Consider the following 25,106-nt stretch of genomic DNA (forward strand, 5'->3'; position numbering starts at 1 on the left):
TCTGTAGAATAAACTCAATAATACCTATCGAAAAAGCGTTTTCGCCGCAAGAAAAATAACCCTTCCTTACGGAAGGGTTTGCTATCCTGTATCAGATAAAACTATCTTGAACACCGATATCCACCTCCCTAACATCCCGTAGGTTCCTTGAATCGAGAATATGAGCAGGTTTCCTGGCTCAAGTTCATCATTAACCTACGTCTTCCCAGACAGTAATCCAGTGACATCATTGTAGGTTAACTCCCTTTTACAGTGGCGGGCACCGCGTCAGCTTCAACTGACTTCCCTTATGATTCCTCTTGCGAAGAATCAACTCAATTCTCAATATTTAATTTCAAGAACATTATAGCAATTTTTCAGCCAAATTGTATATAATTATATTAGAAATAAATACTTATTTTATTTAAGGTTGGGAGCATTTTAAAAACGTTCAAAATGGTGATATTAATCCCGAGGATTTTAATCAATGAAAATTAAGCTAAGGAGAAAACCATGCAAAACGATATTCAAGAGTTCTTAGACCAGGAGATCTGGGCAGTAGTCGGAGTCTCTAAAGATCCGACCAAATTTGGCACAAAGGTCTACCATAAACTCAAACAATGCGGCTATACGGTGTATCCCATTAATCCCAAACTCTCTGAGCTGGACGGAGAGCCTTGTTTCCCCTCTTTAAGCGCCTTGCCCGTTCGCCCTGATGTGGTCAGCCTCATCGTCCCTCCTCAGATATCGGAACAAATTATTGACCAATGTGCCCAATTAGGTATCAAAAGGGTCTGGATGCAGCCTGGCGCCGAAAGCGATGAAGCCTTGATGAAAGGGCGCGCAAACCAAATGCAGCTGATTGCTCATGAATGCGTACTGGTTGAAGCCCGGTCCCGCCGCTAAACCTGAAAAAAGGCAAATCCTGAAAATAAGCAGCAAAAAACCGTACTGGCATCAGTACGGTTCGTTTTAACTATGGAGCGGGTGATGGGAATCGAACCCACGTAGCTAGCTTGGAAGGCTAGTGCTCTACCATTGAGCTACACCCGCAGGTGTGGTAGCAGGGGAGAGATTTGAACTCTCGAATGAGCGGGTATGAACCACTTGCCTTAGACCACTTGGCTACCCTGCCATGGCTCCCCGAGCAGGACTCGAACCTGCAACCTACCGGTTAACAGCCGGTTGCTCCACCATTGAGCTATCGAGGAATATTGATTTATTACTGGCGGAGAAGGAGGGATTCGAACCCTCGCAGCAGTTACCCACTCTAACGGTTTAGCAAACCGTCCTCTTCAGCCACTTGAGTACTTCTCCGTAACCCTGCTTTTTGGTGCGGAAGATGGGACTTGAACCCATACGGTGTTACCCACACGCCCCTCAAACGTGCGCGTCTGCCAGTTCCGCCACTCCCGCATTGTTTTATGGAGCCGTTAACCGGATTTGAACCGGTGACCTCATCCTTACCAAGGATGCGCTCTACCAACTGAGCTATAACGGCATCGAGGATCTCTTCTGATTTAAATGGTGCGCTCGAAGGGATTCGAACCCCTGGCCTTCTGATTCGTAGTCAGACGCTCTATCCAGCTGAGCTACGAGCGCATTGTTTGGAGCGGGTGACGAGATTCGAACTCGCGACTTTCACCTTGGCAAGGTGACACTCTACCACTGAGTTACACCCGCATGTCCCTGACATGCTCTAAAGAAAATGGTGAGCCATCCGCGACTCGAACGCGGGACACCCTGATTAAAAGTCAGGTGCTCTACCGACTGAGCTAATGGCTCATAAATGGCAGGGATGGCAGGATTCGAACCTACGAATGCCAGAGTCAAAGTCTGGTGCCTTACCGCTTGGCGACATCCCTATTTTCTATTTAAATCAACTGCTGCTGATTTAAAGCTTGGTTGCGGAGGCCGGATTTGAACCGACGACCTTCGGGTTATGAGCCCGACGAGCTACCACTGCTCCACTCCGCGATGTTTAGTGGTGGGTAGAGATGGATTCGAACCACCGTACCTTTCGGAACAGATTTACAGTCTGCCGCCTTTAACCACTCGGCCATCTACCCACAATGTGTTGCGCTATAAAGTTGAAATGGCGACCCCGATCGGACTTGAACCGACGATCTCCTGCGTGACAGGCAGGCATGTTAACCACTACACCACGGGGCCGGATTTTGGTGGGCGATGACAGGATCGAACTGCCGACATCCTGCTTGTAAGGCAGGCGCTCTCCCAGCTGAGCTAATCGCCCGGATTTTGGTGACCCATACGGGATTCGAACCCGTGTTACCGCCGTGAAAGGGCGGTGTCTTAGGCCGCTTGACCAATGGGCCGTTTTCGCGGAACATTTGTTAGTATATCCGAATCGAACATAAATGTCAACACGTTTATTTAAAAATATGTTTATAAGCAACTGTGCCTTGTTTTACGGCCTTAATTATAGCAAAATCGGGCGGCGCATTTCATCCTCCATGTCCGGAATATCCATCATGACATCATACAATAAGTTTGCAGTGTGTAACACTAAAAATTAAACTCATTTCCCCAGTCAAAGTTTCCTGATTCTTCTAAACTCTTAGGCCAATGGCAACACCATTCCGGCACACCGGGAGTTTCCACTCTGTCAAGGCTTGGCGTGTACGGCTTTATATCAAGTACAGGTGAATTGTCGTTGGCATCAATATAGGCAATTTGAATAACACCGTTTTCATAATCAATAGTGATAATTTGTACCGCCGTTAAGGCCATGGGATTGGGGCGAAAAGGAGATCTTGTGGCGAAAATACCCATTATTGCCGGGGCCTTTTTGTACGGCTGTTCTGCTATAAGAATATTTCTCATTTCCTCATTGTCGGAATCGCTAAGCCACCAAAGGACATTGAGATGGCTAAAACCGTTTAACGCTTGCAAAGCAGGAATATATTCCTGCTCAAGTTTGATAAACATTCCATCCTCGTTGACGCTGATTTTGCCAATAGGCTTAACCTTAAAATTTTGCATAACTTCATTCCTCCATATAATTTTTATTTGCTTGCAAAGCCAGTTTAGACCCTCACATCATGTGAGAGTCAATAGCAAAAAAGCGCCTTGCAACAAAATGCAAAACGCTTTTATCTATATTTTTATTAGGGGGATTTGTATCTCAGTCAAGTATTTATCGGGTGTTTCTTCATTCCAAGGCCCACGATGAACAATTTGCCTGCTTTGTCCCGTCATTCTATATTGACTGTGTTCCCCTAACCACTCCGCCAAAGAAAGATATGCTCCCGCAATATTTTCAAACGGGCCACATACCATAGTACATGCCATAATTGGTACAGGCTCGGTATTCCGGTATGTAAAAGGGTTCATATCTTTTCCCATTCGAGCTACAGGAGCGCATATTTCAATGTCAACATTCTTTTCCCTATAATCCGTGTCGTGATAAATGGTAAAAGTATTATCTGAAATGGGTATATCATTTTCATTAGCAAAAGCCGACATTTCTTTCCACAATAAACCTTCGGCATAATAATCGGAAACAATCCGCCTTAAAGAAAACACCTGATAACTGGGAATGGACTTAATTGAAACATTGTAATGGATCGCTATCTTTTCCTGCCGAATATCTCTTTTTGCCAGTTCAATTTTAGATAGCTTATCTTGGGCAGATTTAATTGTGTTTTCAATGTCCAGACGTTTATTGTCAAGCAGGTTAGTAATAAATCCGTCATTCCACCTATCCAGAGCAAGCCCAATCTCCGAAACATTAAAGCCTAAATCCCGCAGAAATAAAATCTTGTTCAATAGAGAAATTTGGTTAGCTGAATATAGTCTGTAACTTGTCAATTTATCAATTTCCGCAGGTTTTAGCAAACCTGTTTCATCATAATAGCGGAGCATACGGATTGATACTTGTGTCAGTTTGGAAAATTCGCCTATCTTAAACATTTACACCACCTCCATATTGCTTGATATTATCCTGTCGTCTGCCAGCCCTCTATCGTATTGTTCTGGTCTTGGCCAGTGCTTTCCTCATATCCCCTGTCCCCTGCCCATTGCGTTCCCTTGAGGAGCTTTACCCCAAACCTATACCCCCTGACTTAATACAAAAAACCGTACTGGCATCAGTACGGTTCGTTTTAACTATGGAGCGGGTGATGGGAATCGAACCCACGTAGCTAGCTTGGAAGGCTAGTGCTCTACCATTGAGCTACACCCGCAGGTGTGGTAGCAGGGGAGAGATTTGAACTCTCGAATGAGCGGGTATGAACCACTTGCCTTAGACCACTTGGCTACCCTGCCATGGCTCCCCGAGCAGGACTCGAACCTGCAACCTACCGGTTAACAGCCGGTTGCTCCACCATTGAGCTATCGAGGAATATTGATTTATTACTGGCGGAGAAGGAGGGATTCGAACCCTCGCAGCAGTTACCCACTCTAACGGTTTAGCAAACCGTCCTCTTCAGCCACTTGAGTACTTCTCCGTAACCCTGCTTTTTGGTGCGGAAGATGGGACTTGAACCCATACGGTGTTACCCACACGCCCCTCAAACGTGCGCGTCTGCCAGTTCCGCCACTCCCGCATTGTTTTATGGAGCCGTTAACCGGATTTGAACCGGTGACCTCATCCTTACCAAGGATGCGCTCTACCAACTGAGCTATAACGGCATCGAGGATCTCTTCTGATTTAAATGGTGCGCTCGAAGGGATTCGAACCCCTGGCCTTCTGATTCGTAGTCAGACGCTCTATCCAGCTGAGCTACGAGCGCATTGTTTGGAGCGGGTGACGAGATTCGAACTCGCGACTTTCACCTTGGCAAGGTGACACTCTACCACTGAGTTACACCCGCATGTCCCTGACATGCTCTAAAGAAAATGGTGAGCCATCCGCGACTCGAACGCGGGACACCCTGATTAAAAGTCAGGTGCTCTACCGACTGAGCTAATGGCTCATAAATGGCAGGGATGGCAGGATTCGAACCTACGAATGCCAGAGTCAAAGTCTGGTGCCTTACCGCTTGGCGACATCCCTATTTTCTATTTAAATCAACTGCTGCTGATTTAAAGCTTGGTTGCGGAGGCCGGATTTGAACCGACGACCTTCGGGTTATGAGCCCGACGAGCTACCACTGCTCCACTCCGCGATGTTTAGTGGTGGGTAGAGATGGATTCGAACCACCGTACCTTTCGGAACAGATTTACAGTCTGCCGCCTTTAACCACTCGGCCATCTACCCACAATGTGTTGCGCTATAAAGTTGAAATGGCGACCCCGATCGGACTTGAACCGACGATCTCCTGCGTGACAGGCAGGCATGTTAACCACTACACCACGGGGCCGGATTTTGGTGGGCGATGACAGGATCGAACTGCCGACATCCTGCTTGTAAGGCAGGCGCTCTCCCAGCTGAGCTAATCGCCCGGATTTTGGTGACCCATACGGGATTCGAACCCGTGTTACCGCCGTGAAAGGGCGGTGTCTTAGGCCGCTTGACCAATGGGCCGCTAGCGCAATAACTATATTACATGGACTAGCTTTACTTGTCAAATACTTTTTTCTATTTAGTAGAATAGGCATATTTTAGGAGAACTATGCGCTTAAATTCCTACAATATCTGGTTATATATCCCTGTTTCTAGTTATTTATACCGCACTTTGACAGGAAAGCACCAGATCTCTGATCCATTTCGTTCCAAAGTTTTTGCCCAGAGAAGGTTAACTCAAAAGGTTTCACTTTGAGAATAACCTGCCCCAGTCACAAATACTTAAGGTATGCGTATTCTATCTCAAGACACTCACAGTCTATCTGATGGGAGGAATTATTGGGATGCAGTTTTTAAGCGTACCACCCGGCCAGCATCGATTGCCAGGACTTCCCTATGCTTATAACGCCTTAGAGCCGGTGATTAGTGCTCATGTCCTGAATCTACATTACAACCAGCATCACAAAAGTTATGTTGAAGGATTAAACAAAGCCGAGCTGGCTTTAGTCGATGCCCGGCAGCGGCAGGATTTCTCTTTGGTAAAGCACTGGGAACGGGAATTAGCTTTTCATGGCTCAGGGCACATTCTCCATAGCCTTTATTGGACATCCATGGCCCCCTCAGGAATGGGCCAGGGTACCCCCGGCCCCCATACCCTCACCCATATGGTCAATTACTTTGGGAGTTTCCATAGCTTTAAAGAACAATTCACTTCCGCCGCCAACCAAGTGGAAGCCTCCGGCTGGGCATTGCTCGTATGGCAGCCGGCCTGGTGCAGGTTAGAGATCCTTACCATCGAGAAGCATCAAAACCTATACCAGGCCGGCGGAATCCCCATCCTGGTCATCGACTCCTGGGAACATGCCTATTATCTTGATTATCAAAACCGGCGCGGCGACTATGTCAACAACTGGTGGCATATCGTCAATTGGTATGGGGTGGAAAGACGTCTTGAGCATGCCATGCAATTGCTGTTCCCGATGGCGTTAATCCCTTGAACTCCCCTGTCTTGTCAACAGAATCACTGTGGTGATGATCAAGGCAAACCCGACCATATCGATCCAGACAAAGGCTGTATTCAACCAAAAAGCGGAGAATAAAGCGGCCGACACGGGCTCTACGCTGGCGATCATACTGGCCTTTACCGGCCCGATATCACTAACCCCCTGTAAATACAGGGTAAAGGACACCACCGTTCCGATGACGATGATCGCCAGCATCCCCCAAAACACCTGCCAATCCAGGGAGACGGGAATCTGCCAGGGCCGGATAACCACAAGCAAAATCGACCCGCCCATCAACATACCACAGCCTGTAACGACGATGCTCCCCCATTTGTTAATAATTTTCCCTGGAATTATGGTGTACAGCATCAATCCCAAAGCGGCCATCAGGCCCCAGAAAAGGCCTTGGGCCGATATGACCAGGTTGCTGACATTGCCATGGGTGGCCAATAAAAAGGTGCCGGTTACAGCTAAAGCAATCGCCACCCCTTCAGTCTTCGTGGGCAGCCGCCTGTCCATTCCGCAAACGAAAATCATAATTAGTAAGGGTCCCAAGTACTGCAGCACCGTTGCCGTTCCCGCATTGCTGTGGGATATGGCCAACAGATAAGTATATTGACAGGCGATCAGCCCAAATATACTAAAAACAATGAGGGTCCGGCGGTCCCTTTTATTGCTGAGCAACCCGACCATTTGCTCCTTGTATTTAAATAAAACCAAACAAAATAAGAGCAATCCTGCCGTAAGCATCCGTACCACGGTAACCCAATGAGGGTCGATGCCCTTCACCGAAAAAAGATATTGTCCGCAGGCACCGGAAAACCCCCAGCTAATCCCGCCGATAAGTGTCAGTATCGTCCCTCTGACAGCTTTGGTCCTGATATTTTGAGCCTTTTCTTCACCCTTTACAACTATAAGTTCATTCATTATTCTCTTTCAAGTACTTGCTTTCAATCGGGTACTTGCCTTTGCCCTTCACTTTTTTGATAATACGGCTCAATTCTAAACTGCAGGTTTGAGCCCAAGTGCAGATTTATCACTGAAAGAGGTCTCGTTCAACCTATAAACTTCACAAAACACTGCCGGGAGCGGGAGCCATCAAATTCACAAAAATAAACCCCTTGCCAACGGCCTAAAAGCAGCCGGCCATCCTTAACGATGACGGTCTGAGAGCTCCCCATAAGGCTGGCCTTCAAATGGGCTGCCGAATTTCCTTCCCCATGCCTATCCTGAGCCATATCCCAAGGGCAGAGCTCATCCAGCCGCCTCAGAAGATCACGGCAAACATCGGGATCAGCATTCTCATTGATCGTGATTCCCGCTGTAGTGTGAGGACAATAAATAATCGCCACCCCATCCTTGAACTGGAAATTTTGCAAAAAACCTTCTATTAAAGAAGTAATATCAATCCATTGATTCCTTTTTTGAGTCTGTAGATTCAGGGTATGGACCATGGCCTTCTCTCCCCCCTTCCCGTCTCACCACCCGGGTCATTTCCCGTTGATGTTTTTCGCAATAGATTTTCCAGGCGAATTTTTCAGGCCGGTTTAAACAATATCGGGCCATGCGCTCGTTGACAGCCTTTTGACAAATACTGCAGCGAATATCTCCATACTTGGGTCTGTACTGCATTCTTTCCCGGCGCTGACGGGCCGCATACTCATTGCGAAGGCCCAGATCGGTCAGATTGATTTTTTCGATCCTCTCCACGAGCTCAAGGATCTCCTCATCACTGAGCACCGCGGGCTGATTCTGGGCCAGCTGCATGATTGAAGCCGGCAGATCTATATCATAAAAGACCATACCCGAAAAGACTTTCAGGCTGCAACTCCGGTTAAAGGTCACATAGGAAAACACGGGAATAGTTTGATCAAGCCCCGCCAGCTCCTGCAGCATCTGAACCCGGACCTGGTTCTCCATGATCGGATTGGGAAAGGTCTTCACCCTCCAGGTAATCGCCTGATACCACTTGGGTTCCGTTTCTTCCCCTACGATCAGTCCCGACAAATTATTGGCTTCTAAAAGAAAAATTCCATAAGGGGAGATCAGAACATGATCAATCTGGTGGAAGCGTCCCTTGGTTCCTAACAGGAGATTGCTCAGCCGGCGAAAGCATCTTGGTAAATGGGCAAGCCCTACTTCAAGCTTATATTCCCCTATTTCATGTTTACGCTGTTTCTTGCTCCGCAAGGAGCCTCTTTCCTTTGCCGAGTTATAAGTATAATAATTGGTTCTATATTTCTTCCTTTGCCAAACCTCCTGAGCCGCTTCCGGTTCAGGAGATATTTTTTTTGTTGCTTTTTTTCGATTCCAAAAGAACAAAGCTATCCCCCTAGTCATCAATTGCTCCATTATTGGCTTACAGCATGCCACTATTTTACCATATTCCAAGGTGAATAACTAACTTCTGAATCCTTTCACCCCAAAATATGTAATGAATTTCCACGTATTTCATAAAGTATTAATGAAGGAACTTTAGAACTTGATGTCGAATCAGAATAAAAATACGTGCATTTATAATAAACGCCTAATCTGGGGTATCCTAGAGCGGGGGACTAAATTTCTGGGGTGAATCGCACCTCCTGTGCGTAGGGCTTACACTTTCGCCCGAATCCGTCAACTAACCCCGTAGGCTAAGAAAGGTGTCTGAGCATGCATTTTAAGGAAAGCTTGTCTCGATTCAAGGTTTCAGCGTCCGACCAAGTTCAAAAAATTGCAAAAAACGTTTCTTGGAAATCGCCTCGTGTTCTTGGCTCTTTAACAGTAACCCTTGTTCTGACCGGCAGCCTGGGATTTTATTTTCTAACGACGACCGCTGCGGCGGCGGTGATGATCAACGGCCAGCAAGTGGGCTATGTGGCAGATTCACAAAGCGGACAAACCCTTGTGGATACATTCCTCCAGGAAAAAGGGGAGCCCTATGGTGTCGTTGCCAAGACACGGGACCAGATCAACTACGAAAATGTCCGCATCAAAAACAGCGCCTATAAAGCTTCAGAAATCAAGGAAGAAAATTTAGCCAGCTCTTTGAATTATTATCTGGAAGGCTACAAAGTTCTGGCGAATGGAACACCCATAGCTTACTTACCCAGTAAAGAAGAGGCGGACAAATTACTTAAGCAATACGAAGAGTACTATTCCAAATCCAGTGATGAAAACAAAATCACTTCTGTCAGCTTTTTAGAAGACATAACTATTGAAAAGGTTTCCATTCAGCCCAGCCAAATGACTTCCCTGGAGCTGGCTTATGAACAGCTCATCGAAGGCCAGGTTACCACAAAAGAGTATACTGTAGAGGAAAAAGACTCCTGGTGGTTGATCGCCCGCAAAAATAATATGTTGACCGCCGAAGTTCTGGCGGGGAATCCCGGGGCAACTGAAGACACTGTGATCAAACCGGGAGATGTGCTCAAACTTGTCACTGTTGAACCTTATCTGACTGTCGTAAGCCAAGGTACATATTCCGGTCAGGAGATCATTCCTTATGACGTAGTCACTAAAACTGATTATAAACTTAACCCAGGCCAAACCAAAGTTGTCACCAAAGGCAGTAACGGTTCCAAAATCGTAACCTATTCTTATGAGCAGAGAAACGGTGTCGAGGTAGCCAAAAAAGTTCTCGATGAGAAGATCGTCGAGAAACCCGTTGATGAAGTCGTTGCTAAAGGTCCCAGCAAGCAAACAGTCAATGTAGCCTCTGCCACCTCCCGGGGCAGTGCCAATGGTTCTTCCCTTGTCGAGCGGGCTCTCAGCTTTCAAGGTACAAAATATGTTTTCGGAGGTACCAGTACCAGCGGTTTTGATTGCTCCGGCTTTACCAAGTACATCTATTCCGGGTCCGGGATCTCCCTTCCCCGAACATCCTTTGACCAATTCAATTCAGGCTCATCTGTGAGCAAAGATAATTTACAAGCGGGAGACTTGGTCTTCTTCAGCACCTATGCTTCCGGAGCCTCTCATGTAGGTATCTACATCGGTAACGGCAAGTTTGTTCATGCTGCCAATCCCGGAAGTGGGGTTAAGGTTTCCGGAGTAAGCGACAGCTTCTATGGCCCCCGCTATTTGGGAGCACGCCGCTACTAGTTGCCTAACCATTTAAATTGCTAAAAGCCAGGAGCTGTTCCGCTAGGACAAGCTCCTGGCTTAATTATTTGGGCTCCCAGGCCCTTCAGGCAGCCCTACAGAAGAAAAAACATCTCTAGTGAGGCTTTTTAGTAAAATAGAATATTCCGCCCACGGCCATAACCACTATAAAAAGGATTAGATAGTAGAGAACCGCCCAGCGGTGAGCATAAACAGCGGCAATGACCATAAAGATGCAGGCAAAGATGGCCAGGGTGGGCATAATAAACCGTTTAAAGCCGCCTAAGGATTGCTCCTTTACCATCATCATGATAAAGATGGGGATATACATAACGTACAGAGTGACAATGGGGAGCTCCGAGCTGTCAAAGCTAAAGGGGCCAAACCAAGACTCAGGCACCAAATTCGCACCGAAGAAGTAGAGCAGCCACCCTGCCGTAAATAACAGTCCCATGATGGCGGAGTTGGTGGGCATATTGGTGTTGGCATCAATATTTTTATAGATATGGGGCTGAGGACCAAGATCTCTGGCCGCCAGGGAGTAAAATCCCCGGGTACATCCCAGCATTAATCCGTTAAGGGTTCCCAAACAGGAGATGACCACAAAGACAAAGAGTACGGACCCGCCAAGATTAGAGAAGACTGTAGAAAAGGCAATCTTGGCTCCGGTTTCTCCCCCTTCCATGATCACACTGTTTTCCACGGCACCGGCAAGTCCGGTGTAGTATAAAATATAAATTAGAGCGACAAACATCGTGCCAAAGGTTAAGGCCCGAGGAAGATTCTTTTTGGCGTCTTTTAATTCCGCATTAATACTGGTGGCAATGATCCAGCCTTCATAAGCAAAAGCGGTGGCCACCACAGCGGTAAACAGAGGGTTGGCAGTTGACACATCAGCGATCACGCCGCTGGTAAAGTTCTTAACCAAGACACCGTTGCTTAACCCGGTGATGGTCCCCAGGATGGCCATTAAAATCAGGGGAATCAGCTTAATGATCGTGGTTGAAACCTGGAATTTTCCCGCCAATTTCGGGGACAAGGCATTAAGAGCATAGCTTCCCACCAAGTAAAAGCCGGCAATCGCCATCGCTTCCGCACCTACGATATCCCACCCCAGGAGAACACAGGTATAGCGGGCTGAGACCCAGGCCAATACGGAGGTAATAGCCGGATAATAAATCGTGGTCATAAACCAGCCCAGAATATAGGCATATCCCCGGCCCATGGTGGCTTCCGCGTAATCTACGACTCCATTGACCTTTTCATAACGTGTCGCCATCGTAGCAAACACATAGGCACACACAATCATGATCATACCGCCGATCACCCAGGCCAAAATGCCCAGGGGCAGATCCCCGCCGGTAGCCAGCAAGATTTTCTCCGCTTTAAAAAACACGCCGCTTCCGATAACAATTCCGATAACCATGGCAATCGCAGTGAATAAACCATACTTTTTCTGTAGCTCATAATCCATAAGCAGCACTCCTCCATAATGATGTCACAGCCACAACTTTAGCAAAGATATTGCCACAATTCAATAACAGGCACGATTATTTTTTTACTTTCCCTTCTCATCTCCCGGTATAACGGCAAAAGAAAATTTCCTTAATCTGCGCTCTCCCCCGCCGCTTTTAGTGTCTGCCATTTTATGAAGTGTTTCCCGGAGGGTCTGCGCTAATTCATCACACTCCTGATCGCTGAGATAAAGAGCATAACTTTGAAAATCAATTCGATCCTGAACCAGATCGTAATCCTTATTCTGTAAATACTTATCAAAATCCCGTAACAAAGTCATAGCAAAAGCGTAGAAATGCAGCGAGGGATCGTTTTTCAGCCGATAAACCTTTTCCACTGTCCCCCGGATTTTATATTCGGCACAGACTTCGATGATTTCATCCTCGACCAGCTTATTAACATGGCGATAAAGGCTGGCCGGAGGAAGGTCAGGCAACTCCTCAGCGATCCGCTTCACTGTTTCTGTCTCATTCTCTAAAAACAGCTGGAGGATGTTCATTCTCACAGGATTAAGCAAACTATTTAAAGCGTTGCTGGCCATCAAAACACCTCGCTCCAATATTATTTTTAATAATTGTCTCGTTAATTATAATATTATCAATAACGATATTGATCAAGAGCAAGTTTTATAAAAATAAAAACACCTTATTGCCATTGCCTTCAATAAGGTGTTTTCCAAGGTGCTCTCCGTCCAGTATTAGACCCAGCTTACGATATAGTGTGTGCCCGGCGGAATAGTGCTTTCAGCTGCGTCTGCTTTTGACTCGATGATCTGCCATTGACCTGGCAGTCCCAATTCCTTGGCTGCCAACTCAAAATGGCACATGGCGATGCCCATATCCACTCTCTGGATATCAAATCCCAGCCCTTTACCATAATCTTTTGTTCTCTGCAGATAGAAGTGAATCCCTCCTTGGGCCATAATAATTCGCCAGGGTTGTTTGTTGGAAGCCGATGGAGCAAGCCGAACCATCTCCAATGGTGTAGCATATTTATCTGCCTCCGCCTCAGTCAGGGGCCGTCCCAAAGCCTGGTTAAAGAAGAGTTCCTGCCATGGCTTGCGATTCTTGGAACCCGCGGCTAACCTCATGGCAGATTCCAGCAAACTGCGTTTCTGATGGGGATAACCGATGGGTGTTATACAAGGCATAATCTCCCCGGCCTGCAATCCGATGGCCTTGCCGAATTCATTTTTTGTATACGTTCCCCCCAGCCAACAGGTGCCAAGACCTAAATAAGTAGCATACAGGATCAGTTTTTCGAGAACATACCCGAAGTCTTCCAAATCCCGCTTCCCTTCTGGAATGGCCGCCACAATATAGGAAGAAGCGCCTTTGATGACTCCATAGGTTCCTAGCTTTATATTACCTTCTTTTTGGGCGAGTTCTCTTTCAACGAACTCAAATCTAACTGCTCCGCCAAAGGGTCCCTGATTATCCTTAAAAGCTAAGTTAATCTTTTCTTTCAACTCAGGGGGCAGAAATTCTTCTTTATACGTTCTAACAGAAATCCGTTTCTTCATTTGTTGGATCATGGACATAGGAACTTCTTCTACCGACATGTCAGAACCTCCACTATATCTTTCCCGTTATTTTATCTGCTGTATATCTACCATACATCTACCATTAAAATGTATTTACAGTTAAAATGCAAATTCATCCAGCTGTCTCCATAAGAGCTCCGTCGAACTTAGGAAACCGATAGTGGCCCGTAATCGGGCTGGGCCAGGAGAGCAAACGATCCTCTTCAGAAGCCACAGGACCCCCATTATGAAGGATAAAGGGAATGCCATCAGGCCGGCGGCGATCTGAGATAATCGCTATGTGTTCATGAGGCAGAGCAAAGGTGACAATATCTCCAGGCTGCCACTGAGATAAGTTATCCACATCATTGGCAATGACTTCTGTGGTCAACTCCTGACCGTGGCGTTGGAAAAAGACCTTTAGATTTTGCACCCGGCGAAAATCTATATTGGCGTCCCGCCCCTCGTCAACCCTCGGATACAGGGAGGTATTCTGACGGATATCTTCATCGATCATGGCTTTAAGATCATATCCCGCATGGTGAAGTGCTCTCCAAATGACATCTGTACATACGCCTTCATTCTCCGGAGGATACCCGCCTGCATAATAGGCATCCCGATAACGGGGCCTCTTCCGCACCTCTTCTTTACCCCCGGCCACGATATCCTCCAAATCACTGATGCCATCCTGATCTTTGTCCACAGGGCACTCAATGGTAGGTACCTGCAAATAAAGTATGGGTTCAAGACGCTTTATTTCCGGGGCGGAGTCCTTGCTGCAGCCTGTGCATAAGAGCAACAGTGCACTGACAATTAAGGCGCTCCGATAACCGGACTTCTTGGGAAGTTTACCTCCCCTTAAGCATTGATACATATCTGCTCCCCCTATGGCTAACCAAGCATTATCCTCAATCTTTGCCTTTTGGTTCATCTCTTAAAAATTTCTACATCTTCCCTTTCAGATCCTTTTTTCATAAAGAAAGCATATGGCCCAATGACCATATGCTTTCTGTCAATATCATGCCATCATTAGGGGCAGAAAGAATTCTAGCGGATAAAATTAGTTCTTAGTCCCTCTTCCTGAGAAGGAAACGGTATGCCGGCTTTTATCCCGGCTTCTTTACATTTTAGAAACCAGGCCATATTTCTGCCCAAGGTTCGCATAATCTGCAAACCTTCCTCATCCTTTCTGACCTCCTCAGGGGTGTTGCCATGAACCATGTTCCAATACTTGGATGAGATGATCGGCATCTCCTTAATCGTAAAGTACTTATTGAGCTGATCCAGGCTCGCTGTGGTTCCTGCTCTGCGGGCGGAGACCACTGCGGCGGCAGGCTTTAAGTAAAAGGCTTGTTTCCCCGAGCCTGAGTCAGTGTAGAAAACCCGGTCCAAAAAGGAAGTGATCGCGCCCCCAGCCGCTGCATAATGGACCGGGGAGCCAAAAACAAAACCATCAGCTTCCTGGGCAAGGTCCAGGAATTCATTGACAGGGTCGGAAAAAACACAGCGTTGATGTTTTCGACAGTGTCCGCAGGCAATACAGCCGCTGAGAGGTTTTGTCCCCAGGTGAAAAAATTCAGTATCAATGCCCTCTTCATTCAGAGCCTTGGCCACCTCTGCCAAAGCGGTAAAGGTACACCCATCCTTGTGAGGACTTCCGTTCACTAATATGACTTTCATAGTTTCCCTCCTGTCGTTTTATCTCCATCACTATTATACATCAAAAACTCTGGCTACTTCTTCTAATTTTGTTATAATCGGGATATGCTGGGGGCAATGCTGCTCACATTGTTGACAACGGATGCAGTCCGAAGCTTTGCCTAAGTCCTGGGTTAAATTCCGGTAGTAGGTTTGCTGGGTGGACAGCCCATGCCGCTGCTGATTATTATACAAAGCAAAGTATTTCGGTATGGGGATTTGCATGGGGCAGCCTTCCACGCAGTACTCACAGGCGGTGCAGGGAATCGCTATGTCATTGTTGATTATGGCGATAGCCTTTTGGATGAGCTCCTGTTCTTCCTCTTTTAAGGTGATGAAGTTTTGCATATAGCTTGTATTATCCATGAGCTGTTCGAGGGTGCTCATACCGCTGAGCACCATGCAGACATTATCCAGGGAGGCTGCATAGCGGACCGCCCAGGAGGCAATGCTTTGGTCCGGGTGATAGCCCTTAAAGAGTTGTGCGGCTTCTTCGGGTACAGTTACCAAGGCCCCACCCTTGATGGGTTCCATAACGATGACCGGTTTATGATGCTTGGTCGCGACTTCATAGCATTTACGGGATTCGATTCCTTCATCCTCCCAGTCAATGTAATTGATCTGAAGCTGCACATACTCCATTTCCGGATGCTCGGTTAATATCCGATCCAGCAAGGCTGCCTTGTCATGATAAGAGAAGCCAATATGCTTTACTTTACCCTCCGCTTTTAATCTCCGCATAAATTCAAAACCGCCGTATTCCACTGTTGCAGCATACCTGGCGGCATCCAGGGCATGGAGTAAATAATAGTCAAAATAACTGACTCCGCATCGTTCTAATTGTTCGTCAAATATCCTCTGGTAATCTCCATTCTTCGTGACTAAAGATGCCGGCATTTTATCAGTGATGGTAAATGAATCCCTGGCATAGCGTTCCACAAGAGCTTTTCTCAGCGCAATTTCACTCATTCCCTGATGGTAACGATAAGCGGTGTCAAAATAGGTAAAGCCTCTCTCCAGAAAACAATCCACCATCGTGTTCACTTGTTCCTGATCGATATTCTGGGGATTCTCCTGAGCTCTTAGGGGCAACCGCATCATTCCAAATCCTAACTTTTTCACTGTTGTGCCACCTTTGTTGATGATTTTCATGAACCTCAAAAACGAGCATCCTGATATTAGTATCATAGCACCTAAACTTAACTTTAGGTCAAGACTTTTAATAATCGTTCATAAGCATTTTATAAGTACAGCGGGATTCACAGCGATCGCTGCTGTGGTTACAATGAAAATCGGCAATCTCTCCCTCCGCATTCGGATCGGCGGATGGGTAGCGGTATATTTTTAAGACAACCAGTTTGCTGGCTACACTGCATATTTCTTCACGCTCTTCAAGCTTATACTCCAAAGTCCCACCCTCTATCGATCATTCCCAGCATAAACGCCTTAATGATTTTTTACGGCATACCCAAATATGTGGATCGATAACGCCTTAACGGATCTTAGCCCCAAAAGGAATGAAGGCAAGCTGGGCAAATTTGAAATGCTGTATCCCGAAGGGAATCCCCAAAACAGTAAGGCAGAGCAGCAAACCAATCACCAGGTGACCCACGGCCAATTCCCATCCGAAGAGAAGTATCCAGAGAATATTCAGCAGCAATCCTCCCACACCGAAGTTCCCCAATTCGATGTCTTTGCCAAAAGGCAACAGAACAAACTGTGCTATCTTAAAACATTGAAGGCCAAAGGGAATGCCAATGATCGTAATGCACAAAATCAAACCTGCCAAAAACCACGCAATCGCCGCCAGGATCCCTCCGAATACTAACCAAATAATATTGCCCAATACATTCATACGCTTTCCTCCACTCCATCCATAAATTCTTAGTTTCGCTGTAATCGTACGCATTCTCAGTTAGTTTGGCATAAAAAACCATAATAATATTACAGTTTCCATCGGCGTAGCCTGTTCATTATAAAATACATTATGATCGTGAAATAAGGACACCTGGGTAGGTGTCCTTTGACATAGGCCATACATTCCGGCTAATCTTTAGGCTCCCGTTTCCCCTTTTTCGGCAGAAAGCGTTCATGCTCCGCCCTGGATCGCATCAGGATGGTCAGCCATTCTTCTTGAGTAAACATACGACCAAGCTGTGAAATTTTTTCTTTTAAGGTATCATACTTTTCCGGGTACTCTTCTTCGATGATATCCATCATGAGTTTTGGCTGCTCGACCTCCGGTTGAGCATTTTTCTTTTTACGGAATTTTTTAACCCTTAAATATCTAACCATAAAAACCTCAAGCTTTTCGCTTTATTGTGATTTTACCTCTGTCCATATTCTATCATAAATTGGTAAAACATCGGAGAGATCTTCAAAAACTTCTGAACCTTTTAATTCACCTTCAGCCGGATAATAGGCCGGGTCAGAAGTCAAATCATCAGGAAGCATGGCCCTGACTTCTTTTTGAGGTGTAGAATAACCGATGTAATCAGCATTTTTGAACGCTACATCTGTGCTGCACATAAAATCAATAAACTTCTCCGCCATCTCTTTGTTTTGACTGGTTTTAGGGATAACCATAGCATCATACCAGATATTGCTGCCTTCTTTAGGAATGACGTACTCCAGATCAGGATTTTCACCTTTCATAAAGACCGCATCCCCCGACCAAACCACAGCCATGGCCGCTTCATTGCCGATCATCTTATCCTTCACTTCGTCCCCTACATAGGCCATCAGCAAAGGCTTCTGCTCAATCAGCAATTGTTTTGCTTCTTCCAGCTCTTTTTCATCCCGGCTGTTCAAAGAGTAGCCCAGTTTTTTCAAGGCCACGGCAATGGAATCCCGTTGACTGTCCAGCATCAGGATCTGCTTGGTGTATTTCTTATCCCATAAAACATCCCAGCTGTCCACCACACCGTCCACCATGGTCTTGTTGTAAATAATGCCGACAGTTCCCCACATATAAGGAACGGTGTATTCGTTCTTAGGGTCAAAGGCCAGATTCTTGAAGCGATCATCAATTTTAGCGTAATTAGGGATCGCCGTCATATCAATGGTATGGAGCAAACCTTCATTGATCATTTTGGTGATCATATAATCCGAAGGAATGGCCACATCATACTTGGCTGTGCCTGCTTTAATCTTAACATACATTTCTTCGTTGGTGGCGAACTGTTCGTAGATGACATCCACATTATTGGTTTTCTCAAACTCGGCCAGGACCGATTCATCAATGTAGTCTCCCCAGTTGTAGACATAAAGCTTAGCCTGATCCGATCCGCCGCAGCCGGCAAGTCCTACAAGCATAGCGACCAGGAGCACGACCGCCCCCGCTTTTTTCAGTACCGATTTTTTCAATACATCTCCCTCTTTTCATTGGATTTATCCTTGGCCATCCGATAATTGACAAAGACCAAAATGATCATAATAAAAATAAACATCAAGGTAAGCAAGGCATTAATTTTAGGATTGATTCCCCGACGGGCCATGGAGTAAATGGTGATCGCCAGATTGGATACCCCGGACCCCGTGGTGAAGAAGCTCACGACAAAATCGTCGATAGACATGGTAAAAGCCAGCAGAAAGCCTGTGACGATCCCCGGGGAAATCTGAGGCAGAATGACCTTTTTATATGCCTCAAAAGGAGTCGCTCCCAAATCCAGGGCCGCAGCATAAGTATCGTCATTGAGCTGGCGCAGTTTCGGCAGCACTGAAAAGATTACAAAGGGCAAATTAAAGGTGATATGAGCGAAGAGCATGGTTATAAACCCCAGCTTGAACTTAATAAAAATGAAGAGCAGCATCAAGGATATTCCCATGACAATATCCGGGCTGAGCATCGGCAAGTACGTTACATTTAAGGTTACAACCTTGGGAAATCCATGCATATTATTGATGCCGATAGCCGCCAAGGTGCCGATGAGCGTAGCGATCAGTGAGGCAAGAATGGCTACCACTAAAGTGTAATATAGTGCAGAGGCAATCTGACCATCCTGAAAAAGCTCAATGTACCACCGCAATGTAAATCCATCCCAGTTCCCCCGGGACTTGGAATCATTAAAAGAAAAAATCATCAGGATCAGGATGGGGGCATAAAGAAAGAAGAAAATCAGAAAGGTATAGCTTTTCATCAAGAAAGATTTCACCAGAATCTACCCCCTTCCTGATCTTTGTCCGTCTTGGACATAATCCCCATGGTCAGGAGCAGGAAGATCATAAGGATCAGGGATAAGGATGAGCCGAAACCCCAGTCTCCGGTGGTGAGGAATTGCTGTTCGATCAAATTACCGATCAGCATATATTGCCCTCCGCCCAACAGCCTGGAAATGACGAAAGTCGTCACAGCCGGCATAAAAACCATGATAATACCTGAGGCCACGCCGGAAAGGCTTAAAGGGAAGGTCACTTTAAAGAAAGTCTTATAAGGGGTAGCCCCTAAGTCCTCCGCCGCTTCGATCAGAGAATGGTCGATTTTTTGTAAGACGGAATAAATAGGCAAAACCATAAAGGGAAGAAAATTATAGACCATGCCCAAGATCACCGCTTTATCTGTGTAGAGGATATTTAAAGCCGGCAAGCTCAAGGCGGCCAAAAGCTGATTAATGATGCCCTTATTTTCCAACAGAGTCATCCAGGCGTAGGTTCGGGCCAGAAAATTCATCCACATGGGCAAAACAAAAAGAACGATTAAAAAGTCTCTTCTTTTTAGCCCCTTGGAGGCCAAAATCATCGCCATCGGATACCCCAGCAGCAAGCAAAACACCGTGCTGATCAGAGCGAGCCAAATCGAACGCAAAATAACCTTAAGATAGATAGGTTCAAAAACTCTTTCCAGATGTACTGCAGTAAAGCGAATCCCCTCGGGACCGCTTTCAAACAGACTGAAATAAACCACCAAAATCAGCGGGACAATGGTGAAGATCAGCATCCACAACAGATAGGGAGCGGTCAGTAATTTTTTTTTCAATCACCTTTCACCTTCTTCATAATGTGAATATCATTGGGTAGGATCTTGAGTCCGACCTCATTCCCCACTTCTTCCATCTGTGTGCTGTGCACCATCCAGCAAAACTCGCTGCTCTGAATCATCATTTCATAATGAACACCCTTAAAGACTACGGATTGAACCTCGCCGGTGAGCATCCCTTCCTCCGCCGCTACCAGCTTCAAATCTTCGGGACGGATGACCACATCCACCTTTTCGTTGGCGCTAAACCCCTTATCCAGGCAGTCAAACCGGCGGCCGTGGAAATGAACCAGGAAGTCCTGGAGCATGACCCCGTCCAAGATATTGCTTTCCCCGATAAAGTCGGCCACGAAAACATTCTTCGGTTCATTATAAATATCGATGGGAGAGCCAATCTGCTGGATTTTCCCTTCATTCATCACCACCACGGTGTCGGACATGGTCAGGGCTTCTTCCTGATCATGGGTGACAAAGATAAAGGTGATCCCCAGGCGCTGCTGAATTCGTTTCAGCTCCAGCTGCATTTCTTTGCGCAATTTTAAATCCAAAGCGGCCAAAGGCTCATCCAATAGCAGAACCTCCGGTTCATTGACGATGGCTCTGGCAATGGCTACCCTTTGCCGTTGTCCGCCGCTTAAGGAATCAATATTCCTTTTTTCAAAGCCTTTAAGGTTCATCAGCTCCATAACCTGGAGCACCTTCGCGTAAATGGCCTTATTATCAACCTTCTTAATCCGCAGACCAAAGGCAATATTCTCGAAAACATTCATATGGGGAAACAAGGCATACTGTTGAAAGACCGTATTGACTTTCCGCTTATAAGGCGGAACATCATTGATCTTTTTGCCCTCAAAGAGGATATCCCCGCCGGTAACATTTTCAAACCCTCCAATGATTCGAAGGGTTGTGGTTTTTCCGCAACCGCTCGGTCCAAGAAGGGTTATAAACTCATTGCGCAAAATATATAAATTTATGTTATCCAGGACTTGTACCCCGTCATACTCTTTCGTCACGTTGACAAGCCTGATGATCTCTTCGCTCATGCCAGACCTCCTCAAACCAAAGCCGGTTGTCGAAAACCGGCAGTTATTAAAAACATAACAATGTCTATTTTACATTTTAACAGAATATCGTCAAAAATTCTTCAGGAAAAAATAAAAAATATATCGGCAATTCTCTTATTCCCTCAGCAAAGAACCGTTTACAGCCCGGAGACTTGTAAACGGTTCCAATATAACGGTTCAGTGGCAAGTAATATCTTCATGGGATGCAATCACAGCAGCTGTGTCTTAGACATAAGCTGACACCAGGCACCGCCTGCCTACAACTTCCATTGAAATACAAGATTGTTTGTTGTTAAAATAGGGACAAGGAAGGGATGAATGATGACTGTAAAAAGGATTGCTATCAAACTTGCTATTATCACTGCACTTATTTTTTTGAGCCTGGCATCATTCAGTTTTTATTTCTATCATATGGTCATTGAACGAAAACCCAATGACCCTTGGTCCCAAAACACAAGATTGACGTCCATATCTATGGAAAGCAATGAGGTGCAAACCTTCCCTGTGATGGCAATGGCTATCAGCCCTGCTTCCACCGAGCTTGCTGATTCCGGGGATTTCTCCCCGACTGAGCAGACTCCTCCAAGCTGGGTTGAAAGTCAGCCTTATGAGTTCTGGACGGTTATCTCCGAAGATGGGCTTAGGCTGGCGGGCTATTATATTCCAGCCAGGATACCGACTACCAGAACAGTTATTATAGCCCATGGCTACAGAAGCCAGGCACTGGAAATGGGTGAATTCGCCAAATTCTATTCAGAAAAGCTGGGTTATAACGTCTTGCTTCCCGATGCCAGAGGCTATGGCACCAGTGAAGGGGACTTTATCGGGTTTGGCTGGCCGGATCGCAAGGATTATCTGCTCTGGATTCAGGAAACCACGGAGAAGGTGGGGCCGGATGCTCAAATCACCTTACATGGTCTTTCCATGGGCGGAGCCACTGTGATGATGGTCAGCGGTGAGAGCCTGCCTGAACAAGTGAAAGTCATCGTGGAAGACAGTGGCTATACCTCAGTTCAAGATGAACTTGCTTACCAGCTTAAACGCATGTACAATCTTCCTGCTTTTCCTTTGCTTCCGGCTGTGAGTCTGTTCACGGATATTAAGGCAGGCTATAATTTTTCTGAAGCTTCGTCTTTAAGGCAGGTGGAAAAAAACCAAACTCCAATGTTGTTCATTCACGGGGCTCTGGATGATTTTGTACCTGTAGAAATGGCACTGCAGCTCTATGAGGCCTGTCAAGCGGAAAAGAAGCTCTATTTGGCTGAGAACGCCGTTCATGGCATGGCGTTTTACACAGATCGGCCTGCTTATGAAGCGATTGTTGAAGATTTCATCGGCTTGTTTATGGGGCATTAAAGCATGCTCACCTATGGGAGTAATATCTCAGCAGGTCTTCAACGCTAACGACACCTACCACTTTGCTATTTTCAACAACCGGCATAGCAACGATATGATTGCTGAGGAGCTTGTCGGCAGCTTCCTGCACACTCTCATCCGGGTGAACGGAAACCACATCTTTAGCCATAACCCAATCCACAGGACAAGATTCAATATGACCAGGCTGAATCATAAAGCGGAAAATATCCGCTTTGACGACCATGCCGATCAGCAGGTTATGCTCGTTAACCACAGGCAACCCATTTGCTTTCTTTTCGGTCATTATTTTCAACACATTTTCAATCGGGTCTGTTTCCCTGACCGTAACAAATTCCTTTTCCATGACTGCTCCGATTCTCATTATGCCCATCGCCTCCTTAATATCAGTTATATTCAACACATGACTTTGTTTACCTTCAAGGATCAGTCGACGAATAGCATATTTCTCTTAGACGCTCCACTTTAGTTACCCTTTATAACTCACTCCCATAATTCACTTATTTCACCAATCTGTCTTAGGTTGGCAAAGTGTGGTCTATTGAAGACCTATCAAAAAGTTGAGCGCAACACTCCATGTGCTATCTTAAAGCACTGCCTATTTTCTTTTCCTCCTCTTTCACTTAAAATGAAAAGGGTTAATATCGCTAGAACTGCAGAGCTTCTTCAGGAAGGAGAGACTTAAAATTAAAACTAAAGTGATCAGACTACTACAATTACTGGTTATCGCTTTTCTCGTTGGAGGACTCTCTGTTCTTAGCATAAATTTTTATGTTCATTCCTTTAGCGCAAAGTATATAGTTACGATGGATAAACCTTTACCCCAAACCGATGCCATTTTAGTGCTGGGGGCTTACTTTAATCCAAACACAGGAAAACCCTCTGATATGCTGGGAGATCGCTTGGAAACAGCCTATGAAGTTTATACTAAAAACCCAGACACAAAAATTATCGTGAGTGGTGATCACGGTCGAAAAGAATATGACGAAGTTAATGGTATGAAGGATTATTTAATGGCCAAAGGGGTTCCAGATGAGCATATCTTTATGGATCACGCCGGGTTTTCGACCTATGAAAGTATGTATCGAGCAAAGGAAATCTTTCAGGTTCAAAGCCTAATCGTCGTCACTCAGGATTATCACTTATACCGGGCAATCTTTGATTCCCGCAAGATGGGGATCGAATCGTACGGTGTTATTGCTGATAAACGATATTACCTTGGCATGAATTATTATAAACTTCGTGAAGTCGCCGCTCGGAATAAGGACTTTCTTTATGCTTTGTTTAAGCCTGAACCCACCTTCTTAGGCGAGCCTATTCCCGTTTGGTCAAATGGTCAGTTAACAAATGATCGATAAGGAGGTTCCTCATCATCATGTTGATCCTCTGTAAATAACAAAAACACCCTTCGTAAAGACGAAGAGTGTCGAAGACTTCTTCCTAATATGTGACTTATAGGATCGTGAATTACCTTGATCATCACCCGTTGACTATGGTTCCGCCATTGACATGTACTATCTGCCCCGACATATAGGCAGAACCCTCGCAAGCAAGGAACAAATAGGCCGGAGCTAATTCCACCGGCTGTCCGGCCCGCTGCATGGGAGTAGTGCTGCCAAAGGTGGAAACCTCATTGGCGTCGAAAGATGCCGGAATCAGCGGCGTCCAGATGGGACCGGGTGCTACGCCGTTGACACGGATGCCCTGTTTGATCAGTGATTCAGAAAGAGAACGTGTGAAAGCCACGACTGCTCCTTTGGATGCGGAATAGTCGATAAGTTTGGCATCCCCTTTATAAGCTGTAATCGAAGCTGTATTGATAATTACGGAGCCGTATCTGAGATGAGGAAGTGCTGCCTTGGTCAGATACAGCATGCCGAAAATATTGGTGCGAAAGGTTTGCTCAATTTGTTGAGCAGTAATATCGAGAAGGGAATTCTGGGGGTGCTGTTCCGCTGCATTGTTCACGAGGATATCTAATCCTCCCAAGGTATCCAAGGTTTTTTGCACAGCTTGATTGCTGAAATTTTCCTCGCCAATATCCCCTGGGATCAGCAGGCAGCGCCTCCCCAGCTGCTCAATTCTCGCCTTGGTTGCTTGGGCATCAACCTGTTCATCAAGATAAACGATGGCAATATCGGCACCTTCTTTGGCATAGAGAATGGCTACCGCTTTCCCGATGCCACTGTCTCCGCCGCTGATCAAGGCGACTTTGCCCTGTAACTTGCCGCTGGGCCGATAGTTCAGGTCCTCGAAGATGGGGCTGGGATTCATTAAGGTTTCCAGTCCGGGCTGCTTATCCTGGTGCTGGGCAGGAAAAGTGGGTTGAGGAATTTTGGTTTCACTCATTGCTATCACTCCTTCGCTTGTTCAGGGACAACAAAAACTACAAAACTATTATAATGTTGCCCTGTAAGGGTGATAT

25 protein-coding genes, 30 tRNA genes and 2 riboswitches are annotated in these 25,106 nt (G+C 46.1%); of the genes, 5 read left to right on the forward strand and 50 right to left on the reverse strand.

Annotation, left to right across the window (positions count from 1 at the left end):
* Positions 1-145: 145 nt before the first annotated feature.
* Positions 146-333, reverse strand: a riboswitch (cobalamin riboswitch).
* Positions 334-492: 159 nt separating this feature from the next.
* Positions 493-885 carry a CoA-binding protein gene (locus tag DESLBE_RS03720; RefSeq protein ID WP_015944114.1) on the forward strand — a complete coding sequence of 131 codons (393 nt, stop codon included), beginning with the start codon at positions 493-495 and terminating at the stop codon, positions 883-885.
* Positions 886-958: 73 nt separating this feature from the next.
* Here DESLBE_RS03720 and DESLBE_RS03725 read toward each other — a convergent pair.
* From DESLBE_RS03725 to DESLBE_RS03880, 32 genes are all read right to left on the reverse strand, one after another.
* A tRNA-Gly gene (locus DESLBE_RS03725) sits at positions 959-1,032 on the reverse strand.
* Positions 1,033-1,037: 5 nt separating this feature from the next.
* Positions 1,038-1,114 (reverse strand) — tRNA-Ile (locus DESLBE_RS03730).
* 1 nt (position 1,115) lies between these two features.
* Positions 1,116-1,190 (reverse strand) — tRNA-Asn (locus tag DESLBE_RS03735).
* 15 nt (positions 1,191-1,205) lie between these two features.
* Positions 1,206-1,296 (reverse strand) — tRNA-Ser (locus DESLBE_RS03740).
* A 14-nt stretch (positions 1,297-1,310) separates the two neighbouring features.
* Positions 1,311-1,395 (reverse strand) — tRNA-Leu (locus DESLBE_RS03745).
* Between the two features lie 9 nt (positions 1,396-1,404).
* Positions 1,405-1,480, reverse strand: a tRNA-Thr gene (locus DESLBE_RS03750).
* 24 nt (positions 1,481-1,504) lie between these two features.
* Positions 1,505-1,581: transfer RNA gene (locus tag DESLBE_RS03755), tRNA-Arg, on the reverse strand.
* Positions 1,582-1,587: 6 nt separating this feature from the next.
* A tRNA-Gly gene (locus DESLBE_RS03760) sits at positions 1,588-1,662 on the reverse strand.
* Between the two features lie 26 nt (positions 1,663-1,688).
* Positions 1,689-1,764: transfer RNA gene (locus DESLBE_RS03765), tRNA-Lys, on the reverse strand.
* Between the two features lie 5 nt (positions 1,765-1,769).
* A tRNA-Gln gene (locus DESLBE_RS03770) sits at positions 1,770-1,844 on the reverse strand.
* A gap of 37 nt (positions 1,845-1,881) precedes the next feature.
* A tRNA-Met gene (locus DESLBE_RS03775) sits at positions 1,882-1,956 on the reverse strand.
* 8 nt (positions 1,957-1,964) lie between these two features.
* Positions 1,965-2,048: transfer RNA gene (locus DESLBE_RS03780), tRNA-Tyr, on the reverse strand.
* A gap of 27 nt (positions 2,049-2,075) precedes the next feature.
* Positions 2,076-2,151 (reverse strand) — tRNA-Asp (locus tag DESLBE_RS03785).
* 6 nt (positions 2,152-2,157) lie between these two features.
* Positions 2,158-2,233, reverse strand: a tRNA-Val gene (locus DESLBE_RS03790).
* A gap of 6 nt (positions 2,234-2,239) precedes the next feature.
* Positions 2,240-2,315: transfer RNA gene (locus DESLBE_RS03795), tRNA-Glu, on the reverse strand.
* A gap of 190 nt (positions 2,316-2,505) precedes the next feature.
* Positions 2,506-2,982 (reverse strand): SAM-dependent methyltransferase, encoded by a 477-nt coding sequence (locus DESLBE_RS03800; protein WP_005813293.1) that lies wholly within the window; start codon positions 2,980-2,982, stop codon positions 2,506-2,508.
* Positions 2,983-3,096: 114 nt separating this feature from the next.
* Positions 3,097-3,912, reverse strand: a complete 816-nt coding sequence (locus tag DESLBE_RS03805) for a MerR family transcriptional regulator (RefSeq protein ID WP_144675204.1) — start codon at positions 3,910-3,912, stop codon at positions 3,097-3,099.
* 198 nt (positions 3,913-4,110) lie between these two features.
* Positions 4,111-4,184 (reverse strand) — tRNA-Gly (locus tag DESLBE_RS03810).
* A 5-nt stretch (positions 4,185-4,189) separates the two neighbouring features.
* Positions 4,190-4,266 (reverse strand) — tRNA-Ile (locus DESLBE_RS03815).
* A gap of 1 nt (position 4,267) precedes the next feature.
* Positions 4,268-4,342: transfer RNA gene (locus DESLBE_RS03820), tRNA-Asn, on the reverse strand.
* A gap of 15 nt (positions 4,343-4,357) precedes the next feature.
* Positions 4,358-4,448, reverse strand: a tRNA-Ser gene (locus DESLBE_RS03825).
* A gap of 14 nt (positions 4,449-4,462) precedes the next feature.
* Positions 4,463-4,547 (reverse strand) — tRNA-Leu (locus DESLBE_RS03830).
* A gap of 9 nt (positions 4,548-4,556) precedes the next feature.
* A tRNA-Thr gene (locus DESLBE_RS03835) sits at positions 4,557-4,632 on the reverse strand.
* Between the two features lie 24 nt (positions 4,633-4,656).
* A tRNA-Arg gene (locus tag DESLBE_RS03840) sits at positions 4,657-4,733 on the reverse strand.
* A 6-nt stretch (positions 4,734-4,739) separates the two neighbouring features.
* Positions 4,740-4,814: transfer RNA gene (locus DESLBE_RS03845), tRNA-Gly, on the reverse strand.
* A 26-nt stretch (positions 4,815-4,840) separates the two neighbouring features.
* Positions 4,841-4,916 (reverse strand) — tRNA-Lys (locus DESLBE_RS03850).
* Between the two features lie 5 nt (positions 4,917-4,921).
* A tRNA-Gln gene (locus DESLBE_RS03855) sits at positions 4,922-4,996 on the reverse strand.
* Positions 4,997-5,033: 37 nt separating this feature from the next.
* Positions 5,034-5,108 (reverse strand) — tRNA-Met (locus DESLBE_RS03860).
* Positions 5,109-5,116: 8 nt separating this feature from the next.
* Positions 5,117-5,200, reverse strand: a tRNA-Tyr gene (locus DESLBE_RS03865).
* 27 nt (positions 5,201-5,227) lie between these two features.
* A tRNA-Asp gene (locus DESLBE_RS03870) sits at positions 5,228-5,303 on the reverse strand.
* A 6-nt stretch (positions 5,304-5,309) separates the two neighbouring features.
* A tRNA-Val gene (locus tag DESLBE_RS03875) sits at positions 5,310-5,385 on the reverse strand.
* 6 nt (positions 5,386-5,391) lie between these two features.
* Positions 5,392-5,467: transfer RNA gene (locus DESLBE_RS03880), tRNA-Glu, on the reverse strand.
* A 323-nt stretch (positions 5,468-5,790) separates the two neighbouring features.
* Between DESLBE_RS03880 and DESLBE_RS03885 the strand changes: the two genes are divergently transcribed.
* The gene (locus tag DESLBE_RS03885) at positions 5,791-6,444 is read left to right on the forward strand and encodes a superoxide dismutase (protein ID WP_015944113.1); all 654 of its coding nucleotides are present in this window, start codon (positions 5,791-5,793) and stop codon (positions 6,442-6,444) included.
* Here DESLBE_RS03885 and DESLBE_RS03890 read toward each other — a convergent pair.
* The 3 genes from DESLBE_RS03890 to DESLBE_RS03900 all read right to left on the reverse strand — a co-directional run bounded on the left by DESLBE_RS03890 (position 6,433) and on the right by DESLBE_RS03900 (position 8,772).
* Complete coding sequence (locus DESLBE_RS03890; RefSeq protein WP_144675206.1) at positions 6,433-7,377, reverse strand: DMT family transporter; 945 nt, start codon at positions 7,375-7,377, stop codon at positions 6,433-6,435. The two genes, DESLBE_RS03885 and DESLBE_RS03890, sit on opposite strands and share 12 nt — an antisense overlap.
* A 128-nt stretch (positions 7,378-7,505) precedes the next feature.
* Positions 7,506-7,904, reverse strand: a complete 399-nt coding sequence (locus DESLBE_RS03895) for a secondary thiamine-phosphate synthase enzyme YjbQ (protein WP_058491336.1) — start codon at positions 7,902-7,904, stop codon at positions 7,506-7,508.
* Positions 7,855-8,772 carry a nuclease-related domain-containing protein gene (locus DESLBE_RS03900; protein ID WP_058491337.1) on the reverse strand — a complete coding sequence of 306 codons (918 nt, stop codon included), beginning with the start codon at positions 8,770-8,772 and terminating at the stop codon, positions 7,855-7,857. The genes DESLBE_RS03895 and DESLBE_RS03900 overlap by 50 nt, the downstream gene beginning before the upstream one ends.
* 192 nt (positions 8,773-8,964) lie before the next feature.
* Positions 8,965-9,100: riboswitch (cyclic di-AMP (ydaO/yuaA leader) on the forward strand.
* Between the two features lie 2 nt (positions 9,101-9,102).
* On the opposite strand from DESLBE_RS03900, the gene DESLBE_RS03905 reads away from it, so the two are divergent.
* Complete coding sequence (locus tag DESLBE_RS03905; protein ID WP_005808892.1) at positions 9,103-10,533, forward strand: NlpC/P60 family protein; 1,431 nt, start codon at positions 9,103-9,105, stop codon at positions 10,531-10,533.
* A 115-nt stretch (positions 10,534-10,648) separates the two neighbouring features.
* Here DESLBE_RS03905 and DESLBE_RS03910 read toward each other — a convergent pair whose 3' ends face one another.
* The 13 genes from DESLBE_RS03910 to potA form a co-directional block, all read right to left on the reverse strand.
* Entirely contained in the window at positions 10,649-12,007 is a 1,359-nt protein-coding gene (locus DESLBE_RS03910) for an APC family permease (RefSeq protein WP_144675208.1), read from the reverse strand.
* An 84-nt stretch (positions 12,008-12,091) separates the two neighbouring features.
* Complete coding sequence (locus tag DESLBE_RS03915) at positions 12,092-12,589, reverse strand: helix-turn-helix domain-containing protein (protein ID WP_026198906.1); 498 nt, start codon at positions 12,587-12,589, stop codon at positions 12,092-12,094.
* Between the two features lie 156 nt (positions 12,590-12,745).
* Entirely contained in the window at positions 12,746-13,609 is an 864-nt protein-coding gene (locus DESLBE_RS03920) for a nitroreductase family protein (protein ID WP_144675210.1), read from the reverse strand.
* Positions 13,610-13,703: 94 nt separating this feature from the next.
* Positions 13,704-14,444, reverse strand: coding sequence for a DUF1287 domain-containing protein (locus DESLBE_RS03925; RefSeq protein WP_018306697.1), 741 nt, complete (start codon positions 14,442-14,444; stop codon positions 13,704-13,706).
* A 173-nt stretch (positions 14,445-14,617) separates the two neighbouring features.
* Positions 14,618-15,250 carry a flavodoxin family protein gene (locus tag DESLBE_RS03930; RefSeq protein ID WP_005808900.1) on the reverse strand — a complete coding sequence of 211 codons (633 nt, stop codon included), beginning with the start codon at positions 15,248-15,250 and terminating at the stop codon, positions 14,618-14,620.
* Between the two features lie 33 nt (positions 15,251-15,283).
* Positions 15,284-16,420 carry an aldo/keto reductase gene (locus DESLBE_RS03935; RefSeq protein ID WP_172625514.1) on the reverse strand — a complete coding sequence of 379 codons (1,137 nt, stop codon included), beginning with the start codon at positions 16,418-16,420 and terminating at the stop codon, positions 15,284-15,286.
* 67 nt (positions 16,421-16,487) lie between these two features.
* A complete protein-coding gene (locus DESLBE_RS03940) occupies positions 16,488-16,676 on the reverse strand; it encodes a hypothetical protein (protein ID WP_015944104.1) in 189 nt (62 codons plus the stop codon).
* An 84-nt stretch (positions 16,677-16,760) separates the two neighbouring features.
* Entirely contained in the window at positions 16,761-17,123 is a 363-nt protein-coding gene (locus DESLBE_RS03945; RefSeq protein ID WP_011459713.1) for a YccF domain-containing protein, read from the reverse strand.
* Between the two features lie 191 nt (positions 17,124-17,314).
* Positions 17,315-17,563 carry a hypothetical protein gene (locus tag DESLBE_RS03950; RefSeq protein WP_005808906.1) on the reverse strand — a complete coding sequence of 83 codons (249 nt, stop codon included), beginning with the start codon at positions 17,561-17,563 and terminating at the stop codon, positions 17,315-17,317.
* A gap of 21 nt (positions 17,564-17,584) precedes the next feature.
* Positions 17,585-18,634 carry an ABC transporter substrate-binding protein gene (locus DESLBE_RS03955; protein ID WP_005808907.1) on the reverse strand — a complete coding sequence of 350 codons (1,050 nt, stop codon included), beginning with the start codon at positions 18,632-18,634 and terminating at the stop codon, positions 17,585-17,587.
* Complete coding sequence (locus tag DESLBE_RS03960) at positions 18,631-19,422, reverse strand: ABC transporter permease (RefSeq protein WP_035213528.1); 792 nt, start codon at positions 19,420-19,422, stop codon at positions 18,631-18,633. Before DESLBE_RS03960 ends, DESLBE_RS03955 begins: the two co-directional genes overlap by 4 nt.
* The gene (locus tag DESLBE_RS03965; protein WP_005808911.1) at positions 19,419-20,243 is read right to left on the reverse strand and encodes an ABC transporter permease; all 825 of its coding nucleotides are present in this window, start codon (positions 20,241-20,243) and stop codon (positions 19,419-19,421) included. The genes DESLBE_RS03960 and DESLBE_RS03965 overlap by 4 nt, the downstream gene beginning before the upstream one ends.
* Positions 20,240-21,286, reverse strand: a complete 1,047-nt coding sequence (potA, locus tag DESLBE_RS03970) for a spermidine/putrescine ABC transporter ATP-binding protein (RefSeq protein WP_005808912.1) — start codon at positions 21,284-21,286, stop codon at positions 20,240-20,242. Before potA ends, DESLBE_RS03965 begins: the two co-directional genes overlap by 4 nt.
* A gap of 339 nt (positions 21,287-21,625) precedes the next feature.
* Here potA and DESLBE_RS03975 point away from each other — a divergent pair, with 339 nt between their 5' ends.
* A complete protein-coding gene (locus DESLBE_RS03975; protein WP_005808916.1) occupies positions 21,626-22,663 on the forward strand; it encodes an alpha/beta hydrolase in 1,038 nt (345 codons plus the stop codon).
* A 7-nt stretch (positions 22,664-22,670) separates the two neighbouring features.
* On the opposite strand, the gene DESLBE_RS03980 is transcribed toward DESLBE_RS03975, so the two are convergent.
* Positions 22,671-23,045, reverse strand: coding sequence for a CBS domain-containing protein (locus DESLBE_RS03980; RefSeq protein WP_035213530.1), 375 nt, complete (start codon positions 23,043-23,045; stop codon positions 22,671-22,673).
* Between the two features lie 334 nt (positions 23,046-23,379).
* Here DESLBE_RS03980 and DESLBE_RS03985 point away from each other — a divergent pair, with 334 nt between their 5' ends.
* A complete protein-coding gene (locus DESLBE_RS03985; protein WP_005808922.1) occupies positions 23,380-24,039 on the forward strand; it encodes an ElyC/SanA/YdcF family protein in 660 nt (219 codons plus the stop codon).
* Between the two features lie 121 nt (positions 24,040-24,160).
* On the opposite strand, the gene DESLBE_RS03990 is transcribed toward DESLBE_RS03985, so the two are convergent.
* Entirely contained in the window at positions 24,161-25,030 is an 870-nt protein-coding gene (locus DESLBE_RS03990) for an SDR family oxidoreductase (protein ID WP_005808923.1), read from the reverse strand.
* Positions 25,031-25,106 lie beyond the last annotated feature (76 nt).

It is taken from the genome of Desulfitobacterium sp. LBE, from assembly GCF_007830365.1.
Classification (GTDB): domain Bacteria; phylum Bacillota; class Desulfitobacteriia; order Desulfitobacteriales; family Desulfitobacteriaceae; genus Desulfitobacterium; species Desulfitobacterium hafniense.